Raw genomic sequence first — 23,753 nt, forward strand, 5'->3', positions numbered from 1 at the left:
TTTCGTGAGTAGCCATGGTCGACAAACTGACGCATCTGAAACAGCTGGAGGCGGAAAGCATCCACATCATCCGCGAGGTGGCCGCCGAGTTCGACAACCCGGTGATGCTGTACTCCATCGGTAAAGACTCCGCCGTGATGCTGCATCTGGCACGCAAGGCGTTCTTCCCGGGCAAGCTGCCGTTTCCGGTGATGCACGTCGACACTCGCTGGAAATTCAAGGAGATGTACAGCTTCCGCGACAAGATGGTCGCCGAGCTGGGTCTCGACCTGATCACCCACGTCAACCCGGACGGCGTGGCGCAGGACATCAACCCGTTCACCCACGGCAGCGCCAAGCACACCGACATCATGAAGACCGAGGGCCTCAAGCAGGCACTCGACAAGTATGGTTTCGACGCAGCATTCGGCGGCGCCCGTCGCGATGAAGAGAAGTCCCGCGCCAAAGAGCGCGTGTACTCGTTCCGCGACAGCAAGCACCGCTGGGACCCGAAGAACCAGCGTCCCGAGCTGTGGAACGTCTACAACGGCAAGGTCAACAAGGGCGAATCGATCCGCGTCTTCCCGCTGTCGAACTGGACCGAACTGGACATCTGGCAGTACATCTACCTTGAAGGCATCCCGATCGTTCCGCTGTACTTCGCCGCTGAACGCGAAGTCATCGAGAAGAACGGCACGCTGATCATGATCGACGACGAGCGTATCCTCGAGCACCTGAGCGATGAAGACAAAGCGCGCATCGTCAAAAAGAAAGTGCGTTTCCGTACCCTTGGTTGCTACCCGTTGACGGGCGCGGTGGAGTCCGAGGCCGAAAGCCTGACGGACATCATTCAGGAAATGCTCCTGACGCGAACTTCCGAGCGCCAGGGCCGTGTCATCGACCACGATGGCGCAGGCTCGATGGAAGACAAAAAACGTCAGGGTTATTTCTAAGGGGTTGTCATGTCGCACGTATCTGATTTGATCAGCGAGGACATCCTCGCCTACCTGGGCCAGCACGAACGTAAAGAGCTGCTGCGCTTTCTGACCTGCGGTAACGTCGACGACGGCAAGAGCACCCTGATCGGGCGCCTGCTGCACGACTCCAAGATGATCTACGAAGATCACCTGGAAGCCATTACCCGCGACTCGAAAAAAGTCGGCACCACCGGCGAAGACATCGACCTGGCGCTGCTGGTCGACGGCCTGCAAGCCGAGCGTGAGCAAGGCATCACCATCGATGTCGCGTACCGCTATTTCTCCACCGCCAAGCGCAAATTCATCATCGCCGACACCCCTGGCCATGAGCAGTACACCCGCAACATGGCCACCGGTGCCTCCACCTGTGACCTGGCGATCATCCTGGTCGACGCCCGTTACGGCGTGCAGACCCAGACCCGTCGCCACAGCTTCATCGCCTCGCTGCTGGGTATCAAACACATCGTCGTGGCCATCAACAAGATGGACCTCAAGGGCTTCGATCAGGGCGTGTTCGAGTCGATCAAGGCCGACTACCTGCAGTTCGCCGAAGGCTTGAAGCTCAAGCCCACCAGCATGCACTTCGTGCCGATGTCGGCGTTGAAGGGCGACAACGTGGTGAACAAGTCCGAGCGCTCGCCGTGGTACACCGGCCAGTCGCTGATGGAAATTCTCGAGACCGTGGAAGTGGCGGGCGATCGCAACTTCACCGACCTGCGTTTCCCGGTGCAGTACGTCAACCGTCCGAACCTGAACTTCCGTGGCTTCGCCGGTACGCTGGCCAGCGGCATCGTCAAGAAAGGCGACGAAGTCGTGGTGCTGCCGTCGGGCAAGAGCAGCCGCGTGAAGTCCATCGTCACCTTCGAAGGTGAACTGGAGCACGCAGGCCCGGGTCAGGCAGTCACGCTGACCATGGAAGACGAAATCGATATCTCCCGTGGCGATCTGTTGGTTCACGCCGACAACGTGCCGCCGGTAACTGACAGCTTCGAAGCGATGCTGGTGTGGATGGCTGAAGAGCCGATGCTGCCGGGCAAGAAGTACGACATCAAACGCGCCACCAGTTACGTGCCGGGCTCTATCGCCAGCATCGTCAACAAGGTCGACGTGAACACCCTGGAAGAAGGTCCGGCCAGCGCGTTGCAGCTCAACGAAATCGGCAAGGTCAAGATTGCGCTCGATGCGCCGATTGCCCTCGACGGTTACGACAGCAACCGCACCACCGGCGCCTTCATCATCATCGATCGCTTGACCAACGGCACCGTTGGCGCCGGCATGATCGTTGCCCAGCCGTTGGCCCATGGCACCAGCACGCATCACGGCAAACTGGCCCACGTCGCCACCGAAGAGCGCGCACAGCGCTTTGGCCAGCAACCGGCCACCGTGCTGTTCAGCGGCTTGTCGGGCGCGGGCAAAAGCACCCTGGCGTATGCGGTTGAACGCAAGTTGTTCGACATGGGCCGTGCGGTGTTCGTACTCGATGGCCAGAATCTGCGTCACGACCTGAACAAAGGTCTGCCACAGGATCGCGCCGGTCGTACCGAGAACTGGCGCCGTGCCGCACACGTTGCGCGTCAGTTCAACGAAGCCGGTCTGCTGACCCTGGCGGCGTTCGTTGCCCCGAATGCAGAAGGTCGTGAACAGGCCCGGGAACTGATCGGCAAGGAACGTCTGCTGACGGTCTACGTCCAGGCTTCGCCGACGGTTTGCGCCGAGCGTGATCCGCAAGGTTTGTACGCGGCGGCCGGGGATAACATCCCGGGCGAGTCCTTCCCGTACGACGTGCCGCTGGATGCCGACCTGGTGATCGACACCCAGTCCGTATCGCTGGAAGAAAGCGTCAAGCAAGTGCTGGCTCTACTGCGTGAGCGCGGTGCGATTTAAGCCTTAGCCGCAAAATGAAAAACCCGCCGATGAGTGATCATCGGCGGGTTTTTTTATTTGAGATCGACTCGATCAAATGTGGGAGCGGGCTTGCTCGCGAATGCGGTGTGCCATTCAACATTGGTGTTGACTGATCCACCGCTTTCGCGAGCAAGCCCGCTCCCACAGGGGGATCAGTGTTTGTCTGGATATTCGCGGTGCATCTGTTCCAGCAACGCATCCTTGTCCTGCCACAACTGGTTGATCCAGCCCTGGAACTGCAGGCGGTATTCGCCGTCCTGGTCGTAATTCTTGCCGATGAATTGCGGCGGGATATTCAGTTCTTCGAAGTGCACCACCACATCTGCGACGTTCCCGCACAGCAAATCCCAGAAACCCGGGCGCCCGGCGGGGTAGTGGATGGTCACGTTGACGATCGACTCCAGCTGCTCGCCCATCGCATCCAGCACAAAGGCAATGCCGCCGGCCTTGGCCTTGAGCAGGTACTTGAAGGGTGACTGCTGCTGGGCATGCTTGCCCTCGGTGAAGCGCGTGCCTTCGACGAAGTTGAAAATACCCACCGGGTTGTCGCGGAATTTCGCACAGGTCTTGCGGGTGGTTTCCAGGTCCTTGCCTTTCTTCTCCGGGTGTTTCTCCAGATAGGCCTTGGAGTAGCGCTTCATGAACGGAAAGCCCAGCGCCCACCAGGCCAGACCGATCACCGGGACCCAGATCAGCTCCTGCTTGAGAAAGAACTTCAGCGGCTGAATGCGCCGGTTGAGCACGTATTGCAGCACCAGGATGTCGACCCAGCTCTGGTGGTTGCTGGTGATCAGGTACGAGTGCTGATAGTCGAGGCCTTGCAGGCCGCTGATGTGCCAGCGCGTGGGGCGCACCAGGTTCATCCAGCCTTTGTTGAGGCTGATCCAGGCTTCGTGAGTATGGCTCATCAGCCAGCCCGCGAGGCGCTGGGTGAGGGCGAATGGCAGTACCTTGACGAGCGCCACGCAAAACAGGAACGAGCAGAGCAATATCGTGTTCAGTGCCAACAGCAGCGAGGCGATCACGCCCCGCAACGGGGCGGGTAGGAAGTCCAGCATTTACACATCCATAGGTCGGTTGGCGGCTTGAATCGCGGTCAGGGCGATGGTGTAGACGATGTCATCGACCTGCGCGCCGCGGGGCAAATCGTTCACCGGTTTGCGCAAGCCTTGCAGCATCGGCCCGAGGCTGACGCAGTCTGCGCTGCGCTGCACGGCTTTGTGGGTGGTGTTGCCGGTGTTGAGGTCGGGGAACACGTACACCGTGGCACGACCGGCCACCTGACTGTTCGGCGCCAGTTGCCGGGCCACGTTTTCGTTGGCGGCGGCGTCGTACTGCAAGGGGCCGTCGATCAGCAGCGAGTGCTGTTGTTCGTGTGCCAGCAAGGTCGCCTCGCGGACCTTCTCGACGTCTTCGCCGCTGTCCGACTCGCCGCTGGAGTAGCTGATCATCGCCACCCGTGGCGTGATGCCGAAGGCGGCGGCCGAATCAGCGCTTTGCAGGGCGATCTCGGCCAGTTCGCTGGCACTCGGGTGCGGGTTCATCACGCAGTCGCCGTAGACCAGCACTTCTTCCGGGAACAGCATGAAGAACACCGACGACACCAGGGTGCAACCGGGGGCGGTTTTGATCAGTTGCAGAGCCGGGCGGATGGTGTTGGCGGTGGTGTTGATCACGCCCGACACGAGGCCGTCGACTTCATCCAGGGCCAGCATCATGGTGCCGATCACCACGGTGTCTTCCAGTTGTTGCTCGGCCATCGGCGCGTTGAGGCTTTTGCTTTTGCGCAGCGCGACCATGGGCTCGACATAGCGTTCGCGAATCGAGTCCGGATCGATGATTTCCAGTCCCGGTGGCAACTCGATGCCTTGGGCGCGGGCGACGGCCTGCACGTCCTCGGGCTTGGCCAGCAACACACAGCGAGCGATGCCACGGGCCTGGCAGATCGCGGCGGCCTGCACGGTCAGCGGCTCGCTGCCTTCGGGCAGCACGATGCGCTTGTTGGCCGCCTGGGCGCGCTGGATCAATTGATAGCGGAAAACCGCTGGTGACAGGCGCATTTCCCGTGGCGTACCACAGCGCTGGTGCAGCCAGTTGGCATCGAGATGGCCGGCGATGAAATCGGTAATGATTTCGGCGCGCTCGCGGTCATCGATGGGGATTTCCTTGTTCAGGCCATTGAGCAGGTTGGCGGTGTCATAGGAACCGGTACTCACCGACAGCACCGGCAACCCGGCCTGCAGGGCGCCGCGACACAGGTCCATGATGCGCGGGTCGGGCAGGGTGTCGCTGGTCAGCAGCAGGCCGGCCAGCGGCACGCCGTTCAAGGCCGCGAGGCTGACGGCGAGGATGATGTCGTCGCGGTCGCCGGGGGTCACCACCAGTACGCCGGGCTTGAGCAGCTCCACTGTGTTGCGCATGGTGCGGGCGCAAATGATGATCTTGGTCATGCGCCGGGTTTCGTAATCACCGGCGTTGAGCACTTGCGCGCCCATCAGGTCGGCGACGTCGCGGGTCCGCGGGGCGTTCAGTTCCGGCTGGAACGGAATGCAGCCGAGCAAGCGGAAATCACCACTGCGCAGCAACGGTGAATGCTCCTTCAGGCGCGTGGCGAAGGCCTCCATGCTTTCCTCGGTCTTGACCTTGTTGAGGATCACGCCGAGGACTTTCGGGTCTTTCGGCCCGCCGAACAATTGCGCCTGCAGCTCGACGCGACCTGAGAGTTCGGTCAGCACTTCGTTTTCCGGCGCCGAGACCAGGATCACCTCGGCGTCGAGGCTCTTGGCCAGGTGCAGGTTGACCCGCGCGGCATAACTGGCGCTGCGGGTCGGCACCATGCCTTCGACGATCAGCACGTCCTTGCCGATGGCCGCCTGCTGATAAAGGGCGATGATTTCTTCGAGCAGTTCATCGAGCTGACCGTCGCCGAGCATCCGCTCGACATGGGCCAGGCCCAGGGGCTGAGGCGGTTTCAAGCCGTGGGTGCGGGCCACCAGTTCGGTGGAACGTTCCGGGCCCGTGTCGCCCGGATGCGGCTGGGCAATGGGTTTGAAGAAACCGACCTTGAGCCCTGCTCGCTCAAGGGTGCGCACCAGCCCGAGGCTGATGGAGGTCAGACCCACACCAAAATCGGTGGGCGCGATAAAAAAAGTTTGCATGCGGATTCTCTGGAAGGTGCATGGCAATGGTGAAAGCCTATAACTGGCGATCTACCGAAATTCAGTCGCCAAGGTTATCGCTAACCGAGCCTTGTGCGCACCAACCGCAATCAAAGGGCTGGCCTATTTTTTCCTGGCGCTGCGCGGGGTCCATGACCCAGGCGCGGGATTGCCAGGGTGGCTGGTGCCGCAGGTGCTGCGTGTGGCCGCAGGAAAGCTCGGCCACCCAGTGTCCGTCCTCGTCCTGATGGAAGCCGGTGATCGTCGTATCCCGTCTGTCCGGGTTGTGTTCGCTTTCGGACGATGGCTTCGCTAAACTTGGCCTTTCAATCTTCTTATGCAAAAGGTCTCGCCCCATGCTGATCGCCGCCAATAAGGCTGTCTCCATCGACTATACCCTGACCAACGACGCTGGTGAGGTCATCGACAGCTCCGCCGGCGGCGCGCCGCTGGTCTACCTGCAAGGCGCAGGCAACATCATCCCGGGCCTGGAAAAGGCTCTGGAAGGCAAGGCTGTCGGCGAAGAGCTGACCGTTGCCGTTGAACCGGAAGACGCTTACGGCGAATACGCTGCCGAACTGGTCAGCACCCTGAGCCGAAGCATGTTCGAAGGCGTCGACGAGCTGGAAGTGGGCATGCAGTTCCACGCTTCCGCACCGGACGGCCAGATGCAGATCGTAACCATCCGTGATCTGGACGGCGACGAGGTGACCGTTGACGGCAACCACCCGTTGGCCGGCCAGCGCCTGAATTTCCAGGTCAAGATCGTTGCCATCCGTGACGCCAGCCAGGAAGAAATCGCTCATGGCCACGTCCATGGCGAAGGTGGCCATCACCACTGATTTCTGCGCTAAGCTCAGATAACTGGAGAGGCGCCCCGAGGGCGCCTTTTTAGTCTGCGGCTGTCCCTGACGACACCGCCAAGTGGCTGTTTCGAGAAGAACACGGGAATCTGGAGTACGCCATGAGTGCTTTTCACGACCTTAAATTGACAGCCCTGGATGGACAGGAGCTACCTCTGGCGCCTTTCAAAGGCCAAGTCGTACTGGTGGTCAACGTCGCCTCAAAATGCGGCCTGACCCCGCAGTACGCGGCGCTGGAAAACCTCTACCAACAATACAAGGGCAAAGGCTTCAGTGTGCTGGGCTTGCCGTGCAACCAGTTTGCCGGACAGGAACCGGGGACCGAGCAGGAGATCAAGGATTTCTGCAGCCTCAACTATGGCGTGACCTTTCCGTTGTCCAGCAAGCTGGAAGTCAACGGACATGACCGTCATCAGTTGTACCGCCTGCTGGCGGGCGAGGGCGCGGAATTTCCCGGCGACATCACCTGGAACTTCGAGAAGTTCCTGCTGGGCAAGGATGGCCGTGTACTGGCTCGGTTCTCGCCGCGTACGGCGCCGGATGATCCGACCATCGTTCATGCAATTGAAAAAGCGCTGAGCTGATATCTCCCCCTGTAGGAGCGAGCCTGCTCGCGATGAACCTGAGAACGCCGCGGTGTGTCTGGCTTACGGCGTTGTCGTTGACGAACATCGCGAGCAAGCTCGCTCCTACAGTACTCCCTGCCTTTTGACCCTTAATCACGCTGATCAATAATGCTGTTCAATGTGTTGGACTCTCCATATTATCACCGTCATAAAGTCATTCTTCCGTGGAGCGTCCCATGCCCGTCAAAGCCCTGTTCAAACCGTTCCACCTCGGCACCCTCGAACTGCCGACCCGCGTCGTCATGGCGCCGATGACCCGCTCCTTTTCCCCGGGCGGCGTGCCTGATTCCAAAGTGATCGAGTACTACCGTCGTCGCGCCGCTGCGGGCGTCGGCCTGATCATCACCGAAGGCACCACCGTTGGTCACAAGGCTTCCAACGGCTACCCGAACGTTCCGCATTTCTACGGTGAAGCGGCCCTGGCCGGCTGGAAAAAAGTCGTCGAGGCCGTTCACGCTGAAGGCGGCAAGATCGTTCCGCAACTGTGGCACGTGGGCAGCGTGCGCCGTATCGGCACCGAGCCGGACGCCAGCGTGCCGGCTTATGGCCCGTCGGAAAAGTTGAAGGAAGGTCAGGTCGTGGTGCACGGCATGACCAGGCAGGACATCCAGGACGTGATTGCCGCGTTCGCCCAGGCCGCCAAGGATGCCCAGAGCATCGGCATGGACGGCGTGGAAATCCACGGTGCCCACGGTTATCTGGTGGACCAGTTCTTCTGGGAAGGCAGCAATCAACGTACCGACGAATACGGCGGCAGCCTGGCCAATCGTTCGCGCTTCGCCATTGAATTGATTCAGGCCGTGCGTGCCGCGGTCGGTGAAGGTTTCCCGATCATCTTGCGCTTCTCCCAGTGGAAGCAGCAGGACTACACCGCGCGCCTGGTGCAAACCCCGGAAGCCTTGGGCGAGTTCCTCAAGCCGTTGGCCGACGCGGGCGTGGATATTTTCCACTGCTCGACCCGCCGCTTCTGGGAGCCGGAGTTCGACGGTTGCGAATTGAACCTGGCCGGCTGGACCCGCCAACTCACCGGCAAGCCGACCATCACCGTGGGCAGCGTCGGCCTGGACGGCGAGTTCCTGCAATTCATGGTCAACACCGACAAGGTCGCACAACCGGCCAGCCTGGAAAAACTGCTGGAGCGCCTGAACAACGATGAGTTCGACCTGGTGGCGGTCGGTCGTGCCTTGCTGGTGGATCCGGACTGGGCGCAGAAAGTGCGCGACGGCCGTGAGGAAGACATTCTGCCTTTCAGCCGTGAGGCGTTGATGACGCTGGTTTAAGCGGCGACCGGACTTACGCTTTCGCGAGCAAGCCCGCTCCCACAAGGGATTTGTGTACGACACAGAACCAATGTGGGAGCGGGCCTGCTCGCGAAGACTGACTAAAGAACACTACAAACTCAGGGAACAATCGGTGCATTCGGCACCACCATCTCCCCGGCACAGGCCCCGCGCAACTGCCCCTCGAACTGCTCGATGATCGTCGCCCAACCCTGCCGACTGGCATGCTGGCGTGCATTGAGCCGCACATTGCGCAAGGTTTCCCTGTCCTCCAGCAGCCATGCCGCTGCATCGCAGAACGCCTCCTCATCCCCCGGCATCGCCAGCACGCCATTGTAGCCATGACGAATATGCTGGGCGGCGGCCGCCTGGTCGTAGGCCACCACGCCAAGCCCCGAGGCAAGTGCTTCGAGCACCACATTGCCGAAGGTTTCAGTCAGGCTCGGAAACAGAAACACGTCGCCCGACGCGTAGTGACTCGCCAGGGCTTCACCCCGTTGGGTGCCGCAGAAAATCGCCTCGGGCATTTCGTATTCCAGTTCCTGGCGCTGCGGGCCATCGCCGACCACGATCAGTTTCAGCGTGCGCTGGGGATAACTCGCCTTGAGGGTATTGAAGGTGCGCTTGAGCAGGCCAAGGTTTTTTTCCTGGGCCAGGCGGCCGACATGAATGACGGCGATGTCTGCCTCGGCCAGTCCCCATTGCTCGCGCAGGGCGTTCAAGCGTTTGGCCGGGTGAAACAATTCGCTGTCGACCCCCCGGGACAGCAACGCCAGTCGCTCGAAATGACGTCGCTCCAGTTCCAGGCGCTGGCTGACGCTGGGCACCAGGGTCATGGTCGAACGGTTATGGAACCAGCGCAGGTAGTGAGTCAGCAGGCGCGTGAGCAAGCCAAAACCGTACTGGTTGGAGTACTGCTGGAAATTGGTGTGGAAACCGCTGACCACGGAAATCCCCAGTCGCCGTGCCGCGCGCAACGCAGAGAGACCCAGCGGGCCCTCGGTGGCGATGTAGAGCACATCCGGGCGGTGACGCGTCCAGCGCCGCAGCAGTTTGTGCATCGACGACTGACCCCATTGCAGGCCGGGATAGCCCGGCAGCGGCCAGCCGCGGCACAGCAGCAATTCATCGTCGCTGCCCAACTGCTGGTCGCAGCCCTGACGCGGCCGCACCAGTTCCACTTGATGCCCGCGCGCGCGCAAACCGTCGCACAAGCGACCCAGGGTATTGGCCACGCCGTTGATTTCCGGTGGGAAGGTTTCGGTAATCAGGGTGATATGCAGAGCTGTCGTCATGACCCCAGTGTCGACCGGGGCCATGTCGTCAGTGTGACGTCGGGATGATGGATTTGTGACTTAGCGCTGGGTCACCAGGTTTTCCGCACCACGTTCACGCACCCAGAACAGCGTCGCTCCGGCCACGGCGGCCGGCATCATCAGGATGTTGACCACCGGAATCAGCAGCACCAGATAAACACTTCCGCCAAAACTCATGCTCTGCCAGCGCTTCTCGCGCAGCCAGGCGAGCATCTCGTTCCAACCCAGCTTGTGGTTGTCCGCCGGGTAGTCGATGTATTGGATCGCCATCATCCACACCCCGAACAACAGCCACAGCGGCGCGGCGATGATGTTCACCACCGGGATGAACGAGAGGATGAACAGCCCGATTGCCCGGGGCAGGAAGTAGCCGAGTTTGCGCATTTCCCGGGCCAGGGTGCGGGGGATCATCGCGATCAGCTCACTCCAGCTGAAGGCCGGGAAGTCATCGGTGCCGCGCACCACCACTTCGACTTTCTCCGCGAGGAAGCCGTTGAACGGCGCGGCAATGACGTTGGCGAGCATGGTGAAGGTGAAGAACACCATCAACACCACCAGTACCACGAACAGCGGCCAGAGGATGTAGCCGAGAAAACTCAGCCAGTCAGGCAGGGACGGCATCAAGGTGTCGACCCACAGGCTGAATTGATGGCCGGCCAGGTAGATCAATCCGACGAACAGCACCAGGTTGATTGCCAGCGGCAACAGCACAAACAAGCGCAGGCTGGGGCTCAGCACCAGCTTGAGGCCTTCGCGCAGGTATTGCGGGCCGGACAGAACGGGGGCGGGCATAAGAGGCTCCAGGCAGAGGGAAAACGCGCCGACCTTACCGGCTTTGCCTCACAGGCGAAAGCGCGATGGTGGTATCGACATTCACTGTAACAAAGACGTCGATATCGTCGGTCAGATGGCATAGAGACCACCTATGAGCTGGATTGTTAAACCGTATTTCCTTAATCTTCGCCCCCTCGATACGCTGCACCCAATCTTTTTACAGGACGGTCGGGTTCAAGCCTTCCCCAAGTGCTTTCAACCGTTCTTTTTTATTCCAGCCGGCAATCCGGCGTTCCGCGCCAGGTATTCCGGGCCGGTCAACAGGAGCAGGTCATGTCTGAAGTCCGTCATTCGCGAGTGATTATTCTCGGTTCCGGCCCTGCCGGTTACAGCGCCGCGGTCTATGCCGCCCGTGCCAACCTCAAGCCACTGCTGATCACCGGCATGCAGGCCGGCGGTCAACTGACCACCACCACCGAAGTCGACAACTGGCCGGGCGACGTCCACGGCCTGACCGGCCCGGCGCTGATGGAGCGGATGCGCGAGCACGCCGAGCGCTTTGAAACCGAGATCGTGTTCGATCACATCAATGCCGTCGACTTCGCCGCCAAGCCGTATACCCTGACCGGTGACAGCGCGACTTACACCTGCGATGCCCTGATCATCGCCACCGGCGCCAGCGCTCGTTACCTGGGCCTGCCATCGGAAGAAGCGTTCATGGGCAAAGGCGTTTCGGCCTGCGCGACCTGCGACGGTTTCTTCTATCGCAACAAGCCGGTTGCCGTGGTCGGCGGTGGCAACACCGCTGTTGAGGAAGCTCTGTACCTGGCCAACATCGCCAGCAAGGTGACCCTGATCCACCGTCGCGAGACCTTCCGCGCCGAGAAGATCCTGATCGACAAGCTGAACGCCCGTGTTGCCGAAGGCAAGATCGAGCTGAAGCTGAACGCGACCCTGGACGAAGTGCTGGGCGACAACATGGGCGTGACCGGTGCCCGCCTGAAGAACAACGACGGCAGCTTCGACGAAGTGAAAGTCGACGGCGTGTTCATCGCTATCGGCCACACCCCGAACACTTCGCTGTTCGAAGGCCAGCTGACCCTGAAAGACGGTTACCTGGTGGTGCAGGGCGGCCGTGACGGCAACGCCACTGCCACCAACCTCGAAGGTATCTTCGCCGCTGGTGACGTGGCTGACCACGTGTACCGCCAGGCCATCACCTCGGCTGGCGCCGGTTGCATGGCGGCACTGGATGCCGAGCGTTACCTCGACAATCTGCAGAACGCTTGATTCTGCTTTCGTAAAAAAACCGGCCTCGGCCTAATACCCGTCAGTTAAGCCACAACGCAATCTGTAGCAGCTGGCGTAGCCTGCGTCCGGCTGTGCAGCAGTCGTAAAATCAGAGTTCGCGGTCCATCAGAGAGATCGTGCAAGCCGGATATACGACTGCTGCGCAGCCGGACGCAGCCTTCGGCAGCTGCTACAAGGAAGGCGTAGCGTCTGGGTTCACCTGACTGATCGGCATTAGGTCTCGGCCGGTTTTTTTATGCCCACGATTTAATGCTTGATAACACTCCCACAGGGATTGTGTTCAGGTCAGTCTTGCCAGGCATGCCTCAAGGATGTCCAGCCCTTCTTCCAGCACCGCAGCTTCGATGGTCAACGGCGCCAGCAGGCGGACGATATGACGAGATTTGCCGCTGGGCATCAGCAGCAAACCCGCATCCCGCGCCAGGGCCAGCAGTTGGGTCAATTGAGCCGGCGCAGGCGAGCCATCGGCATTGATCAGCTCGATACCGCGCATCGCGCCGACACCGGTCAGGCGGCCCAGATATGGTGTCAGCAGATTCGCACGCCAGGTTGCATGGCGGCCGACAATCGCTTCTTCCTGTTGGGTGCCCCAGGCATGCAGGTTGGCATCGGTCATTTCGTCCAGGGTTGCCAGTGCCGCAGCGCAGGCAATGGGATTGCCGGAATAGGTGCCACCGAGTCCACCCTTGGGCAGGTTATCCAGCAGCGCTTTGCGCCCGACCACCGCACCCAGCGGCACACCGCCGGCGATGCTTTTGCCGAGCAGGATCAGGTCCGGCTCGATGCCCAATCGCGAGAACGCGAAGCGCTGGCCGGTACGGCCGAAACCGGACTGGATTTCATCGGCGATCAGCACGATGCCTTTCTCGTCGCAGAAGCGGCGCAGCGCCTGGGCGAACTCGACCTCCATGGCCAGGAAGCCCGCTTCGCCCTGCACCGGTTCGACGATAAAGCAGGCGACGTCTTCGACATCAATCTCGACGCTGAACAGGCGTTCCATGGCTTTGAGGGCCTCGGCACAGGTGACGCCGTTGTCCTGGCTGGGGAAGGGCAGGTGAAACACCGGCCCCGGTAGTACACCGACCTTCTGTTTGTAGGGCGCGACTTTGCCATTGAGGTTGAGGGTGGCCAGTGTGCGGCCGTGGAAAGCGCCGTCGAAGGCGATGGCCGCGCTGCGGCCGGTGGCGCCACGGACGATCTTCAGGGCGTTCTCCGCCGCTTCCGCGCCGCTGTTGGTCAGCATGCCGCTGACCGGGTAACCCACCGGCATGAACGCACTGAGGCGATCCATCAGCTCGAGGTAAGGCTCATGGGGGGCTGCGTTGAACGCATAGTGGGTCAGTCGGGTGGCTTGTTCGCGAATGGCTTCGACGATGCGCGGATGGCAATGGCCGAGGTTCAGCACGCCGATGCCGCCGACAAAGTCGATGTAGCGTTTGCCATCGGTGTCCCAGACCTCGGCATTCTTGCCGTGGCTGAGCGTGACTGGGTGAACGGTGTTGATCGACTGGCTGATGGTTTCGCTGCGCATGGAGGACCGGCTCGCAAGAAGGAGGACTTCTTTTTATCTAAGCCGTGAGCGGTGGCAGGGGGCAAACGAAATAAAGTTGCCGGGTCAATCTTAAAAGTCGGGTTGTGCTTGTGATCAATTCCGCGCCATGAACGCAAAACCTGTAGGAGCGAGCTTGCTCGCGATGGTGGTGAACGATGACGCTGGGAGCCTGACACCCCGTGGCGTTCTTCAGTCCATCGCGAGCGGGCTCGCTCCTACAAATCAAATCAGCGGCGTGTCAGCGGCTGTTGAGAGAACTTCACACCGGCAAGGCCATGGGCAATCAACGCGCGGATGTTGCCGTGATCGCTGCCTTCAGGTGTGGCAACAACCGAACGGTAATGCTCGCCGAAAGCCAGCAGGGCTTCTTCATCGCTCAAGCCTTCGAGCAGCGCCAGGCCCAGGGTCTTGCACGAACCTTCGTTCTGCCCGGCCGCGTTTTCCACGCCACCGTTGTTGAAGGCCTGAGGCTGATAGTCGTAACCGGCGGCGATGAACGCCAGGGTGTCGGCGAAGGCGTGTTCGCCGCTCTTGAGGCTGGCGCGCAGGGTGTTCAAATCACTCATTGGGTTTTCCTTTGGCGAACGCCGCTTGCTGGTCGGCGCTGGCTTCTTGCTGATATTGGGCTTTCCATTCGGCGTACGGCATGCCGTAAACCACTTCGCGGGCCTCGTCGAGGCTGACCTCGATCTGGCGTTCGTCGGCCGCGGCCTTGTACCACTTGGACAGGCAGTTGCGGCAGAAGCCCGAGAGGTTCATCAAGTCGATGTTCTGCACATCCTTGCGGCTGTCCAGGTGGGCCACCAGCCGGCGAAAGGCGGCGGCTTCGAGTTCCAGGCGTTGTTGGTCGGTCATGGGGGGTCTCTGCGAGACAGCTTTGAGCGACAAGCTTCAAGCTGCAAGATGGATTGCGGTGGCTTCTAGCTTACCGCTTGAAGCTTGAAGCTTGAAGCTTAGCGGCTTGCCGCGAGTGTTATCGACACCGACTCGGCGAATCGCAGCGCGTGAGGCTTGTCGACCTCGACCTCTGCGTACAGCACCGATGCGTTGGCCATCACCAGGTCGAGAATTTCCTGGGTCAGGCGTTCGAGCAGCGCAAAGCGGTTGCCTTCCACATGGGCGATGATCGCCTTGGTAATGGTCCGGTAGTTCAACGCGTGATCGATGTCGTTGTCCCGTACGGCTTGCTGGGCGGCGTACAGAATGGTGAGGTTGATCAGCACATCCTGCTTGTTGAGGATTTCATCCTCGTTGATGCCGATGAAGGTACGCAGGCACAGGTCTTTGACCCGGATGCGTGCCATGCCTGGCTGAAGTTGTGGCATTGCTACTTGCTCCGTCCAATCAATTGCAGGAACTCCTGGCGGGTGTTGCTCGACTCGCGGAAGGCGCCGAGCATCACCGAGGTGTTCATGGTCGAATTCTGTTTCTCGACGCCGCGCATCATCATGCACATGTGCTGTGCCTCGATGACCACGGCGACGCCTGCCGCGCCGGTCACCTGTTGCACTGCGTCGGCAATTTGCCGGGTGAGGTTTTCCTGGATCTGCAGGCGCCGGGCGAACATGTCCACCAGTCGCGCGATCTTCGACAGGCCCAGCACCTTGCCGGTTGGAATATAAGCCACATGCGCCTTGCCGATGAAGGGCAGGATGTGGTGTTCGCAAAGCGAGTACAGCTCGATGTTGTCGACGATCACCATTTCATCGTTGTCGGAGGCGAACAGCGCGCCGTTGACGATCTCTTCGACACTTTGCTCATAACCATGGCAAAGGTACTGCATCGCTTTGGCTGCGCGCGTCGGCGTATCGAGCAAACCTTCGCGGTCAGGGTTTTCACCGAGACCGATGAGGATCTCTCGATAATTCTGGGGCAGGGATAACGTCATGGAAAATCCTCGCGGGACACTATTTGATGTGCCTTCCGCCGTTGACGGTCAGGGTGGTGCCGGTGACATAAGGGTTGTCGAGCAGATAGCGCAGACTCTGGTAGACCACTTCGCAGCCGGGTTCGATGCCCAGCGCGGACTTGGCCAGCACCTTGGCACGGTAGGCCGCGTCGTCCTCAGGGTTGAACAGTAGCAGGGCTGGCGCGATCCCGTTGACCTTGATGGCCGGCGCGTACCTGGCGGCGAAGGACAGGGTCAGGCTGTCGAGCCCGGCTTTGCTGGCGCAATAGCCAATGTGCTTGCTGCTGCCCTTGCGGGTCACGTCATCGCTGATGTGCACGATGTCGGCGGGGCTCGAGCGTTGCAGCAGGTCGGCGCAATGCAGGTTGATCAGGTAGGGCGCCAGCATGTGCACGCTGAACATGCGGGTGAATGCCGCGGCGTCGGTGTCCGGCGTTTCGGCCAGCCATTCGGAGGCGTTGTGGACAATCGCCCGCAAACAGTCGGTGTGGGTTTTCAGTTCGCTGATGAAGGCGAGAATCCCGGCCTCGCTGGCGAAGTCCGCGAACACGGCGGTGGCCCCCAGGTCGCGCAGGGCTTGTACGCCGGGCCGCTCGCTGCGGTAGCTGAAAATCACTCGATGGCCGTCTTCCAGCAATCGCCGGGCGCAGTGCAAACCGACACGCTGGCCGGCGCCGGTAATCAGGATAGGGGCTGCGGAAGAAGTCATGAACGGCTCGCGTCGCGGTGAGAGCAAAACTATACCAGCGACGGAGGCGGTCTACCTATTGTGCAAAACAGGCCTGTGTGGGAGCGGCGGTGCGGCGATCCGACTTGCTCGCGAAGACGGTGTGTCAGTCAACATTTGTTCCGGCTGACACAACGCTATCGCGAGCAAGTCGGATCGACGCATCGCCGCTTCCACAACAGTTATCAGTGGTTTTGGGGGGCGGGTTCGGTGGGCAAACGGCGCACCGGCGTGCTGTTCAGCCAATTGGCCAGCAGTCGAGTCGACAAAGGAATGAAGAAATACACCATCAACGGCGTCAGGCACAGGGTGCTGATGAACACTCGCGGCAACAAGTTCATGTCACTGATCAACGGCCCCAGCACAAAGTTGAACAGCAGCGAGACCGGAAAGAACGCCAGCCAGATCGCCACGGCCTGTTTCCAGCGCGGCGGGCGTTGACCGACGGCACCGAACCAACCCTCGATACCACTGACCCGGTGTTCTGTCGGGTGGGCGAACAGGTCGCTGCCACGTGCCAGCCAGGCAGTGCGCGAAGCGGAATGCTCCCAGGCGTGCAGGGTCTGCTCGTCGGCGAAGCGGAAAATGATCTGGAATTCGTCGTCCTCGGGCGGTGGAGCGAGCACACCGGAGCCGAGATAACCGGGAAAATCAGTGGCCAGTTGTTCGCCTTCGCGCAGCCAGGCAATCAGGTCCTGGTAACGTCCATTGGCAACGCGGCGCGCTACCATCAGCGTGACGGGAGGGGTAGACATTGTGTATCTCCGTAAGGCGTTTGCGTCGCTCCGGATAGGAACTTCGCCAGGCGCAGCGCCGGGGTAGTGGGCTGCGACTTGAAACAAGCAAGGATTATTCCTGATTCTGCCCGTGGCGTCTGTGACGTTTATCCGCTCATCCGCAGTATCGATTTTTTACGGAAACTTTACGGGGCGGGGGCGTTAAAATAACGCTCGGACGATACAGGGATGTTTCAACAGCATGCCGATACATACAGACGTCGCTTCAGGATCCAAGCAGGCCATCGCTCTTGAGCAAGAAGAGCTCTTTCCCATTCGCGAGGTGGCTCGACTGACAGGTGTCAACCCGGTCACGCTTCGCGCCTGGGAGCGACGTTATGGCCTGATTGTTCCAACACGCACCGAAAGCGGGCATCGCCTGTACTCGCTGACCGATATTGAGCGCGTTCGCAGCATCCTCGGCTGGATCGAGCGCGGGGTTGCCGTCAGCAAGATCGGCAAGCTCCTGGCCAGGGCCGAGCCGCTCCAGACGTTGTCGCACATCATCCCCAACAGCCTTGTGGAAGCCGATTACGCGCAGTGGCGGCAGCAGGTGCTTGCCGCGGTCAACGGGTTTGACGACATTCGGCTGGAGCAGGTCTACGGGCAAATCTTTTCCAGCTACTCCCTGCCAGTGGTGTTCCAGGACATTCTGATCCCCGTCTGGAGGCAGTTGTTGCAACGCCAGGACCAGTTCGGTGAAACCAGCGAGTGGCTGTTCCTGGATGGCTTTCTGCGTTCCCGGGTGGTGCAGCGTCTGTTGTTGATGCGTGAAAAACAGCCGCGACGCGTGGTCATCTGTGCCCTGGATGGCAATGGCCGGGAACTGGAACTGCTGGTCGCCGCCCTGTTCCTGAGTTCCGGGCCATCGGCCGTTCGCGTATTGAACATGGGTCAGCCATTCGAGGAGCTGGCGCTGGTGTGCGAAAGGATCAAGCCCCTGGCGCTGGTGCTGTTTTCCAATCAGGTGCCGAATGCCGAGTTGCCGCGGCGCCTGAATCGCCTGGCCATGAGTCTGGAGTGTCGGTTGTTGTTGGCCGGCGATGCTTGCGACCTGGCGCAAGAGAGCCTGGCCGGGTCATCGATCGGTTGCCTGGGCAATGAAGGGGAGGTCATGAGCCAGCGTCTGAAGCAGTTCCTGGCGGGTACTCTGGATACTTGACGTTCAGAGATGCAGCGCGGGATGCGTCAACCGATGCTGTTGCAGGATGAACTGGCGCAGACGCTCGGTTTCGTCCGTATCGCTCTGGTTCAGTTGATAGGCGTAGAAGCCCTGTTCGTTTTCTTTCTCGAAGGTGCCGCGCAAGGCAATACGCTCATAACCAGACGGGCTGAACCACAAGGCGAAATGCTTCGGCGGCTTGGTCTTGTTGCGAGCTTCCAGCAAAACCCCTTTGCACGAGACTTCGTGTACCCACAGGGTGCCGGGTTGACCCTTGGCGTTTTCCAGCGCTACCGGTTCGTCCAGCACCAGGCGCCAAGGCCGGACCATCGGTCCGTCTTCATAGATGCTCGGTACGCCCAGGCGCAAATGCAGCGCATGGAACTCATCTTCCACCAAGTGCAGGGGGAAGGTCATTTGCTGGTTTTCGAAGCTGGCTTGAATGGTGACCTGTTCATGGGCCGCCAGGCGGGTGAGCAGGTCACGGATTTGCGACCCACCGTTGACGAGCAGGCTCGACGTCGCGTCCCGCACATTGAGTTGCGGGTTGTGTTGCATGGTCTGGATGAAATCCAGCTCATCCTGGGTCAGGAGCGCGTCGCGTTGCATGGCCAGCTCGAAAGGTATAGTTACAAAATTATTGGTGATTGTAGTTACTGACCATTAATTCTAAGTTTTGTTTACACCGTTCGTCGCCTTGAGCGCGGCAAGCTCGGCCTGGAGTTCAGCCAGCTGCCCCTCCAGCTGTGCCACGCGCTGTTGCGTCTTGACCTGCACGGTGACGTCTTTCTGCACGCCGACAAAATAGGTTTGTCCGTCCGCCGGATTTTTCACCGTTGAAAGGGACAGCTCGTTCCAGAACGGTGTGCCGTCCTTGCGGTAGTTGCGCAGTATTTCCCGGCAGGAGCCTTCTCGGTTCAAGGCGTTGCGAATCAACGGCAGGGCTTCCTGGTCGCGGTCCCCTGACTGCAGGAAACGACAATCCTGATAGAGGATCTCTTCACTGGAGTACCCCGTCAGGCGCTCGAACGCGGGGTTGACGTAAATGAGGATGTTGTCCTGATCGCCTTCCTTTTCGGCGATCACGATGCCGTCATTGGAGGCGTTGATCACCATTTGCAGTAGTTGAGCATTAATCATCGGAGCATCCTTTCCTGATTGATTGTCAATTGCATTCTAAAAGAATAATCACGACCGTGGTGTTAATATCCGGGTCTTTCACTCGGATTCAGGATCAGATTGATGAAAGTCGCCATCATTTCCGGCTCGGTATACGGCACGGCCGAAGAAGTTGCCCGCCACGCCGCCAGCCTGTTGAAAGCCGCCGGTTTCGAAACCTGGCACAACCCGCGTGCGACCCTCGCCGACGTCCAGGCGTTTGGCCCCGAAGCCTTTCTGGCGGTGACCTCGACCACCGGCATGGGTGAGCTGCCGGACAATCTGCAACCACTGTATTCGAGCATTCGTGACCAATTGCCAGCAGCCTGGCGCGGTTTGCCGGGCGCGGTGATCGGATTGGGCGATGCGAGTTATGGCGATACTTTTTGTGGCGGCGGCGAGCAGATGCGCGAATTGTTCGGTGAACTGGGCATTCGCGAAGTACTGCCGATGCTGCGCCTGGATGCCAGCGAGAGCGTGACCCCCGAGACGGATGCCGAGCCTTGGCTGGCGGACCTGATCCGCGCACTAAGCACCTGATCGTTACCCGGCATCCATGCCAGTCAGGGTTCTGACAGTACGGTAAAAACCGCCTGTCAGACCATCGCTGGCGCCGGTCGTTTGACATGGATCCAGGGTGGCAGAGCGACTGACCCGCTGGGCCACCAAGCTGGCTGCCAATGCAACTACACGAACCTCAAGGGCTGACTAGACTCGGTGAACATAGGAAACACTCCATAATAAAAAACACCGAGGCTCCTTGCCGTGACTGTCGCTCCCGTCCAATCGCCACACAGTGTCAAAGACCAGGTCAGTGCTGCCGAGTGGCAGACCCGCGTCGACCTGGCAGCCTGTTATCGCCTGGTCGCTCAACACGGTTGGGATGACCTGATCTTTACCCACATCTCCGCCAAGGTGCCCGGCACCGAAGATTTCCTGATCAACCCGTTCGGGTTGATGTTTCACGAAATGACCGCGTCGAGCCTGGTCAAGGTGGATCAGGCCGGCAACAAGCTGATGGACAGTCCTTACGAGATCAATCCGGCGGGTTACACCATCCACAGCGCCGTGCATGAAGTCCGTCACGATGTCGTCTGCGTGCTTCACACCCACACGGCTTCGGGGGTGGCGGTGTCAGCACAGAAGCAGGGTATTTTGCCGATCAGCCAGCAGTCGTTGTTCGTGCTTTCCAGCCTGGCCTACCACGCCTACGAAGGCGTGGCGCTCAACCATGAAGAAAAAGTGCGGCTACAGGCCGATCTCGGTGAAAACAATTTCCTGATGTTGCATAACCACGGTCTGCTGACGTGCGGCAGCACCATTGCCGATACGTTCCTGATGATGTTTACCTTTCAGCGTGCCTGTGACATTCAGGTCATGGCGCAAAACGGTGCCGCTGAACTGATCGCCATCGAACCGCAGATTCTGGCCGGCGCCAAAGCCATGATCGCGGGTGTCACCCGAAGTGCTCAAGGAATGGGCGGAGCGCTGGCCTGGCCGGCGTTGCTGCGTAAACTCGATAAACTGGACCCGGGTTATAAAGTCTAATGGAACTCGCCGAGATCCCCCTGTGTGTCTGGCGCAAACGCAGCCAGACGTTCGTGTTTCGTGGCCAGAGCATCCGTTACTGGACAGCAGGGCAGGGTGAACCTCTGTTGCTCATTCACGGCTTTCCGTCCGCCAGTTGGGACTGGCATTACCTGTGGCAGCCATTGACCCAGCGTTTTCGCGTGATCGCTTGCGACATGCTGGGTTTCGGCGATTCGGCCAAACCGGTGAATCACGAATACAGCCTGCTGGAGCAAGCGGATCTGCAACAGGCACTGCTTGAACACCTGAATGTCGAGCAGCCAGTGCACCTGCTCGCCCACGATTATGGCGACAGCGTGGCCCAGGAACTGCTGGCCCGGCATTACGAGTCGCGAGTGGAGCTGGCCAGTTGTGTGTTTCTCAACGGTGGGCTGTTTCCGGAAACCCACCGCCCGGTACTGATGCAAAAACTCTTGCTCAGCTCTTTGGGCTGGATGATTGGCCGCGCCTTCAGCCGTGATGGCCTGGTCAGAAGTTTTCGGCGGATTTTCGGTCCGCAAACCCGTCCCAGTGAAAGCCAGATGGATGACTTCTGGAGCCTGGTCGAAAGCCAGCGCGGGCCACGGATCATGCACAAGTTGATCGCTTACATCCCGGAGCGACGCGTCTGGCGCAACCGCTGGGTGAGCGCGATGCAGCGCGGTGAAGTGCCGCTGCGAGTGATCGATGGCGGAGTCGATCCGATCTCCGGTGTGCATATGGTCGAGCGCTACCGGGAACTGATACCGGATGCGGACACCGTGGTGTTGCCCGACATCGGTCACTACCCGCAGATCGAAGCCCCCGGCGAGGTGCTCAAGCACTATCTGGCGTTTCGCGATCAGTTGCTTTCCCCTCCGCGCAATGTTGCCTGCTCCTGATTCGCAGCGTTGAACCTGCTCTGCTCCCTCGCCACAAGGGCTGCGCAACCTGTTGACGCGATCATCATCCCCCAGCCTTATCGCGCACCATTCAGCCTCCCCCGTGTTGATTGTGACCCGCTGCGCCGTGCCGGAAACTCGGACTCATCGTCCCTTGGCCTGCTGGAGTCCCCCCATGAATGAGTCTGTGCGCTTCGAAGATAAAGTCGTGATCATCACCGGTGCCGGTGGCGGCCTGGGACGGGCGCATGCACTGCTGTTCGCCAAACAGGGTGCCAGGGTTATGGTCAACGATCTGGGCGGCTCGACCCAGGGCGAAGGCGCCAACGCCTCGGCCGCCGACCGCGTGGTCGCGGAGATTCGCGAGGCCGGCGGCATCGCCGAGGCCAACCACGACTCGGTCACGGACGGTGACAAACTGGTTCAGCACGCCCTGGACGTCTTCGGTCGCGTCGACGTGGTGGTCAACAACGCCGGGATCCTGCGTGACAAGACCTTCCACAAAATGGATGACGCCGACTGGGACCTGGTTTACCGCGTCCACGTCGAAGGTGCCTACAAAGTCACCCGCGCCGCCTGGCCGCACATGCGCGAGCAAAACTACGGCCGGGTGATTTTCACTGCGTCGACCTCGGGTATCTATGGCAACTTCGGTCAGTCCAACTACGGCATGGCCAAGCTTGGTCTCTATGGCCTGACCCGCACTCTGGCCATCGAAGGCCGCAAGAACAACATCCTGGTCAACGCCATCGCCCCAACCGGCGGCACGCGCATGACCGAAGGCCTGATCCCTCCGCAAGTCTTCGAACAGCTCAGGCCGGAACTGGTCAGCCCGCTGGTTGTGTTCCTGGCCAGCGAGAACTGCCAGGAAACCTCCGGTCTGTTCGAAGTCGGTGGCGGCTGGATGGGCAAGGTCCGCTGGGAGCGCAGCCTCGGCATCGGGTTCGATCCACGGGCCGGTTTCTCCCCGGAAGACGTGGCGGCGCACTGGCAGCAGATTTGCGACTTCGAAGGCGCGGCGCATCCGAAGGACAACATAGAAGCGCTGAAGGAAATGATGGGGAATTTGCATAAGTATTCGCTCTGATGGCGCCGGCAAGGTCAAATTGACTGACCTTGCCGGTTCTTGCATTTGTTGCCTGGAAACCCTTTGGTCGTGATCAGCCGGGAAAGTATTTGACTACCAGCGCCTTCAGATTGGCGGCTGTCTGTGCGTCCATTTTTCCATCGAAGTGTTCCGGGCGAAAATGCATCTGGAATGCCCGCACCAACTGTTGAAAACCACCTTCCGTCGAGGCGCCCGAAACATCGTATCCATAGGACTTGAACAGCCCCAGCAATTCGCTTCGGCCCGGAACGCCCAATGTGGTGTATTGGCTCAGATACTGGTCCCGAGTGGCTTCATCGAACCAGGCACCGACGCCTTTCAGGTACAGCACCTGCCAGGGAAACATCGGCCCCGGGTCACTTTTGCGGCCGATTGAAATATCGGAGTGGCCCAAAACCTGCGTCGGCGTGATATCCGGGTAGCGCTTGAGGATGTTCAGCGCCAGTTGTCCAATCGCGGCAATCTGCTCGGAGTGATAGGGCGGGAAGGTGAATTCGCCTTTGTTGTCAGTCGCCAGGTTGACCACTTCAATGCCGATAGACGAGTCATTCAGATTGCTGCGGTTGCCCCACTGACTGACGCCCGCGTGCCACGCGCGATGTTTTTCATCCACCAGGTTGAACACTTCCTGCCCGGTATAACCGGCTTTCAGGTAACTGGCGATGGACTCAAGTGCGTCGCGTTTATCTGGTTCACCCGCGTAATCGTTAACGACCATCGCT

26 protein-coding genes are annotated in these 23,753 nt (G+C 60.3%); 11 read left to right on the forward strand and 15 right to left on the reverse strand.

The window, feature by feature from the left end; all coding sequences use genetic code 11:
• Positions 1-14 precede the first annotated feature (14 nt).
• Both cysD and cysN read left to right on the forward strand, forming a co-directional pair.
• Positions 15-932 (forward strand): sulfate adenylyltransferase subunit CysD, encoded by a 918-nt coding sequence (gene cysD, locus AC07W4_RS15245; RefSeq protein WP_008046199.1) that lies wholly within the window; start codon positions 15-17, stop codon positions 930-932.
• A gap of 9 nt (positions 933-941) precedes the next feature.
• Positions 942-2,840, forward strand: a complete 1,899-nt coding sequence (cysN, locus tag AC07W4_RS15250; RefSeq protein WP_495032968.1) for a sulfate adenylyltransferase subunit CysN — start codon at positions 942-944, stop codon at positions 2,838-2,840.
• Positions 2,841-3,013: 173 nt separating this feature from the next.
• On the opposite strand, the gene yihG is transcribed toward cysN, so the two are convergent.
• From yihG to AC07W4_RS15265, 3 genes are all read right to left on the reverse strand, one after another.
• The gene (yihG, locus tag AC07W4_RS15255) at positions 3,014-3,919 is read right to left on the reverse strand and encodes a 1-acylglycerol-3-phosphate O-acyltransferase, YihG family (protein ID WP_495032969.1); all 906 of its coding nucleotides are present in this window, start codon (positions 3,917-3,919) and stop codon (positions 3,014-3,016) included.
• Positions 3,920-6,019 (reverse strand): phosphate acetyltransferase, encoded by a 2,100-nt coding sequence (gene pta, locus AC07W4_RS15260; RefSeq protein WP_495032970.1) that lies wholly within the window; start codon positions 6,017-6,019, stop codon positions 3,920-3,922.
• Positions 6,020-6,080: 61 nt separating this feature from the next.
• A complete protein-coding gene (locus AC07W4_RS15265) occupies positions 6,081-6,407 on the reverse strand; it encodes a DUF3565 domain-containing protein (protein WP_032829342.1) in 327 nt (108 codons plus the stop codon).
• Between AC07W4_RS15265 and AC07W4_RS15270 the strand changes: the two genes are divergently transcribed.
• The 3 genes from AC07W4_RS15270 (at position 6,376) to AC07W4_RS15280 (ending at position 8,788) form a co-directional block, all read left to right on the forward strand.
• Complete coding sequence (locus AC07W4_RS15270) at positions 6,376-6,861, forward strand: FKBP-type peptidyl-prolyl cis-trans isomerase (protein WP_008046204.1); 486 nt, start codon at positions 6,376-6,378, stop codon at positions 6,859-6,861. The two genes, AC07W4_RS15265 and AC07W4_RS15270, sit on opposite strands and share 32 nt — an antisense overlap.
• A 122-nt stretch (positions 6,862-6,983) precedes the next feature.
• Positions 6,984-7,466: a glutathione peroxidase gene (locus AC07W4_RS15275; RefSeq protein WP_008046206.1), complete on the forward strand. Its 483-nt coding sequence runs from the start codon at positions 6,984-6,986 to the stop codon at positions 7,464-7,466.
• A 218-nt stretch (positions 7,467-7,684) separates the two neighbouring features.
• Positions 7,685-8,788, forward strand: coding sequence for an NADH:flavin oxidoreductase (locus tag AC07W4_RS15280; RefSeq protein ID WP_495032971.1), 1,104 nt, complete (start codon positions 7,685-7,687; stop codon positions 8,786-8,788).
• Between the two features lie 119 nt (positions 8,789-8,907).
• Here AC07W4_RS15280 and AC07W4_RS15285 read toward each other — a convergent pair whose 3' ends face one another.
• On the reverse strand, positions 8,908-10,107 hold the full coding sequence (locus tag AC07W4_RS15285; protein ID WP_495032972.1) for a glycosyltransferase family 4 protein: 1,200 nt from the start codon (positions 10,105-10,107) through the stop codon (positions 8,908-8,910).
• A 36-nt stretch (positions 10,108-10,143) separates the two neighbouring features.
• On the reverse strand, positions 10,144-10,896 hold the full coding sequence (cysZ, locus tag AC07W4_RS15290) for a sulfate transporter CysZ (protein ID WP_495032973.1): 753 nt from the start codon (positions 10,894-10,896) through the stop codon (positions 10,144-10,146).
• A 315-nt stretch (positions 10,897-11,211) separates the two neighbouring features.
• Here cysZ and trxB point away from each other — a divergent pair, with 315 nt between their 5' ends.
• Positions 11,212-12,168 (forward strand): thioredoxin-disulfide reductase, encoded by a 957-nt coding sequence (gene trxB, locus AC07W4_RS15295; protein ID WP_007970300.1) that lies wholly within the window; start codon positions 11,212-11,214, stop codon positions 12,166-12,168.
• A 301-nt stretch (positions 12,169-12,469) separates the two neighbouring features.
• On the opposite strand, the gene AC07W4_RS15300 is transcribed toward trxB, so the two are convergent.
• The 7 genes from AC07W4_RS15300 to AC07W4_RS15330 form a co-directional block, all read right to left on the reverse strand.
• Positions 12,470-13,720: a 2-aminoadipate transaminase gene (locus tag AC07W4_RS15300; RefSeq protein WP_495032974.1), complete on the reverse strand. Its 1,251-nt coding sequence runs from the start codon at positions 13,718-13,720 to the stop codon at positions 12,470-12,472.
• Positions 13,721-13,968: 248 nt separating this feature from the next.
• A complete protein-coding gene (locus AC07W4_RS15305; RefSeq protein ID WP_192346194.1) occupies positions 13,969-14,307 on the reverse strand; it encodes a HopJ type III effector protein in 339 nt (112 codons plus the stop codon).
• Positions 14,300-14,596 (reverse strand): DUF1244 domain-containing protein, encoded by a 297-nt coding sequence (locus AC07W4_RS15310; protein ID WP_008000589.1) that lies wholly within the window; start codon positions 14,594-14,596, stop codon positions 14,300-14,302. Before AC07W4_RS15310 ends, AC07W4_RS15305 begins: the two co-directional genes overlap by 8 nt.
• 98 nt (positions 14,597-14,694) lie before the next feature.
• Positions 14,695-15,066 carry a dihydroneopterin triphosphate 2'-epimerase gene (gene folX, locus AC07W4_RS15315; RefSeq protein ID WP_008046220.1) on the reverse strand — a complete coding sequence of 124 codons (372 nt, stop codon included), beginning with the start codon at positions 15,064-15,066 and terminating at the stop codon, positions 14,695-14,697.
• 2 nt (positions 15,067-15,068) lie between these two features.
• Positions 15,069-15,629: a GTP cyclohydrolase I FolE gene (gene folE, locus AC07W4_RS15320; RefSeq protein WP_008046221.1), complete on the reverse strand. Its 561-nt coding sequence runs from the start codon at positions 15,627-15,629 to the stop codon at positions 15,069-15,071.
• 19 nt (positions 15,630-15,648) lie between these two features.
• Positions 15,649-16,359, reverse strand: a complete 711-nt coding sequence (gene folM / locus AC07W4_RS15325) for a dihydromonapterin reductase (protein ID WP_495032975.1) — start codon at positions 16,357-16,359, stop codon at positions 15,649-15,651.
• Between the two features lie 203 nt (positions 16,360-16,562).
• Complete coding sequence (locus tag AC07W4_RS15330; protein ID WP_495032976.1) at positions 16,563-17,132, reverse strand: antibiotic biosynthesis monooxygenase; 570 nt, start codon at positions 17,130-17,132, stop codon at positions 16,563-16,565.
• Between the two features lie 223 nt (positions 17,133-17,355).
• Between AC07W4_RS15330 and AC07W4_RS15335 the strand changes: the two genes are divergently transcribed.
• Entirely contained in the window at positions 17,356-18,315 is a 960-nt protein-coding gene (locus AC07W4_RS15335) for a MerR family transcriptional regulator (protein WP_495032977.1), read from the forward strand.
• Between the two features lie 3 nt (positions 18,316-18,318).
• Here AC07W4_RS15335 and AC07W4_RS15340 read toward each other — a convergent pair whose 3' ends face one another.
• Together AC07W4_RS15340 and AC07W4_RS15345 are read right to left on the reverse strand one after the other, a co-directional pair.
• On the reverse strand, positions 18,319-18,924 hold the full coding sequence (locus AC07W4_RS15340) for a hypothetical protein (protein ID WP_495032978.1): 606 nt from the start codon (positions 18,922-18,924) through the stop codon (positions 18,319-18,321).
• 60 nt (positions 18,925-18,984) lie between these two features.
• Positions 18,985-19,455 (reverse strand): PAS domain-containing protein, encoded by a 471-nt coding sequence (locus AC07W4_RS15345; RefSeq protein WP_495032979.1) that lies wholly within the window; start codon positions 19,453-19,455, stop codon positions 18,985-18,987.
• Between the two features lie 102 nt (positions 19,456-19,557).
• Here AC07W4_RS15345 and AC07W4_RS15350 point away from each other — a divergent pair, with 102 nt between their 5' ends.
• The 4 genes from AC07W4_RS15350 (at position 19,558) to AC07W4_RS15365 (ending at position 23,010) form a co-directional block, all read left to right on the forward strand.
• Positions 19,558-20,013, forward strand: coding sequence for a flavodoxin (locus tag AC07W4_RS15350; RefSeq protein ID WP_495032980.1), 456 nt, complete (start codon positions 19,558-19,560; stop codon positions 20,011-20,013).
• 225 nt (positions 20,014-20,238) lie between these two features.
• Complete coding sequence (locus AC07W4_RS15355) at positions 20,239-21,021, forward strand: class II aldolase/adducin family protein (RefSeq protein WP_495032981.1); 783 nt, start codon at positions 20,239-20,241, stop codon at positions 21,019-21,021.
• Positions 21,021-21,923: an alpha/beta fold hydrolase gene (locus AC07W4_RS15360; protein ID WP_495032982.1), complete on the forward strand. Its 903-nt coding sequence runs from the start codon at positions 21,021-21,023 to the stop codon at positions 21,921-21,923. Before AC07W4_RS15355 ends, AC07W4_RS15360 begins: the two co-directional genes overlap by 1 nt.
• Before the next feature lie 175 nt (positions 21,924-22,098).
• A complete protein-coding gene (locus AC07W4_RS15365; protein ID WP_495032983.1) occupies positions 22,099-23,010 on the forward strand; it encodes an SDR family oxidoreductase in 912 nt (303 codons plus the stop codon).
• Between the two features lie 73 nt (positions 23,011-23,083).
• Here AC07W4_RS15365 and AC07W4_RS15370 read toward each other — a convergent pair whose 3' ends face one another.
• On the reverse strand, positions 23,084-23,749 hold the full coding sequence (locus AC07W4_RS15370) for an N-acetylmuramoyl-L-alanine amidase (RefSeq protein WP_495032984.1): 666 nt from the start codon (positions 23,747-23,749) through the stop codon (positions 23,084-23,086).
• Positions 23,750-23,753: the final 4 nt, after the last annotated feature.

The sequence above is a fragment of the Pseudomonas sp. GW821-FHT02A08 genome (genome assembly GCF_059422045.1).

Bases quoted from the DNA above. Each gene is read 5' to 3' on its own strand.
- cysN (WP_495032968.1), top strand. From the start codon at position 942: ATGTCGCACGTATCTGATTTGATCAGCGAGGACATCCTCGCCTACCTG.
- cysD (WP_008046199.1), top strand. From the start codon at position 15: ATGGTCGACAAACTGACGCATCTGAAACAGCTGGAGGCGGAAAGCATC.
- AC07W4_RS15350 (WP_495032980.1), top strand. From the start codon at position 19,558: ATGAAAGTCGCCATCATTTCCGGCTCGGTATACGGCACGGCCGAAGAA.
- AC07W4_RS15370 (WP_495032984.1), bottom strand. From the start codon at position 23,749: ATGGTCGTTAACGATTACGCGGGTGAACCAGATAAACGCGACGCACTT.
- AC07W4_RS15340 (WP_495032978.1), bottom strand. From the start codon at position 18,924: ATGCAACGCGACGCGCTCCTGACCCAGGATGAGCTGGATTTCATCCAG.
- trxB (WP_007970300.1), top strand. From the start codon at position 11,212: ATGTCTGAAGTCCGTCATTCGCGAGTGATTATTCTCGGTTCCGGCCCT.
- AC07W4_RS15300 (WP_495032974.1), bottom strand. From the start codon at position 13,720: ATGCGCAGCGAAACCATCAGCCAGTCGATCAACACCGTTCACCCAGTC.
- AC07W4_RS15365 (WP_495032983.1), top strand. From the start codon at position 22,099: ATGAATGAGTCTGTGCGCTTCGAAGATAAAGTCGTGATCATCACCGGT.
- yihG (WP_495032969.1), bottom strand. From the start codon at position 3,919: ATGCTGGACTTCCTACCCGCCCCGTTGCGGGGCGTGATCGCCTCGCTG.
- AC07W4_RS15330 (WP_495032976.1), bottom strand. From the start codon at position 17,132: ATGTCTACCCCTCCCGTCACGCTGATGGTAGCGCGCCGCGTTGCCAAT.
- AC07W4_RS15270 (WP_008046204.1), top strand. From the start codon at position 6,376: ATGCTGATCGCCGCCAATAAGGCTGTCTCCATCGACTATACCCTGACC.
- AC07W4_RS15275 (WP_008046206.1), top strand. From the start codon at position 6,984: ATGAGTGCTTTTCACGACCTTAAATTGACAGCCCTGGATGGACAGGAG.
- cysZ (WP_495032973.1), bottom strand. From the start codon at position 10,896: ATGCCCGCCCCCGTTCTGTCCGGCCCGCAATACCTGCGCGAAGGCCTC.
- AC07W4_RS15265 (WP_032829342.1), bottom strand. From the start codon at position 6,407: ATGGAGACAGCCTTATTGGCGGCGATCAGCATGGGGCGAGACCTTTTG.
- AC07W4_RS15310 (WP_008000589.1), bottom strand. From the start codon at position 14,596: ATGACCGACCAACAACGCCTGGAACTCGAAGCCGCCGCCTTTCGCCGG.
- folM (WP_495032975.1), bottom strand. From the start codon at position 16,359: ATGACTTCTTCCGCAGCCCCTATCCTGATTACCGGCGCCGGCCAGCGT.
- AC07W4_RS15360 (WP_495032982.1), top strand. From the start codon at position 21,021: ATGGAACTCGCCGAGATCCCCCTGTGTGTCTGGCGCAAACGCAGCCAG.
- AC07W4_RS15345 (WP_495032979.1), bottom strand. From the start codon at position 19,455: ATGATTAATGCTCAACTACTGCAAATGGTGATCAACGCCTCCAATGAC.
- AC07W4_RS15285 (WP_495032972.1), bottom strand. From the start codon at position 10,107: ATGGCCCCGGTCGACACTGGGGTCATGACGACAGCTCTGCATATCACC.
- AC07W4_RS15305 (WP_192346194.1), bottom strand. From the start codon at position 14,307: ATGAGTGATTTGAACACCCTGCGCGCCAGCCTCAAGAGCGGCGAACAC.
- AC07W4_RS15280 (WP_495032971.1), top strand. From the start codon at position 7,685: ATGCCCGTCAAAGCCCTGTTCAAACCGTTCCACCTCGGCACCCTCGAA.
- pta (WP_495032970.1), bottom strand. From the start codon at position 6,019: ATGCAAACTTTTTTTATCGCGCCCACCGATTTTGGTGTGGGTCTGACC.
- folX (WP_008046220.1), bottom strand. From the start codon at position 15,066: ATGCCACAACTTCAGCCAGGCATGGCACGCATCCGGGTCAAAGACCTG.
- AC07W4_RS15335 (WP_495032977.1), top strand. From the start codon at position 17,356: ATGCCGATACATACAGACGTCGCTTCAGGATCCAAGCAGGCCATCGCT.
- folE (WP_008046221.1), bottom strand. From the start codon at position 15,629: ATGACGTTATCCCTGCCCCAGAATTATCGAGAGATCCTCATCGGTCTC.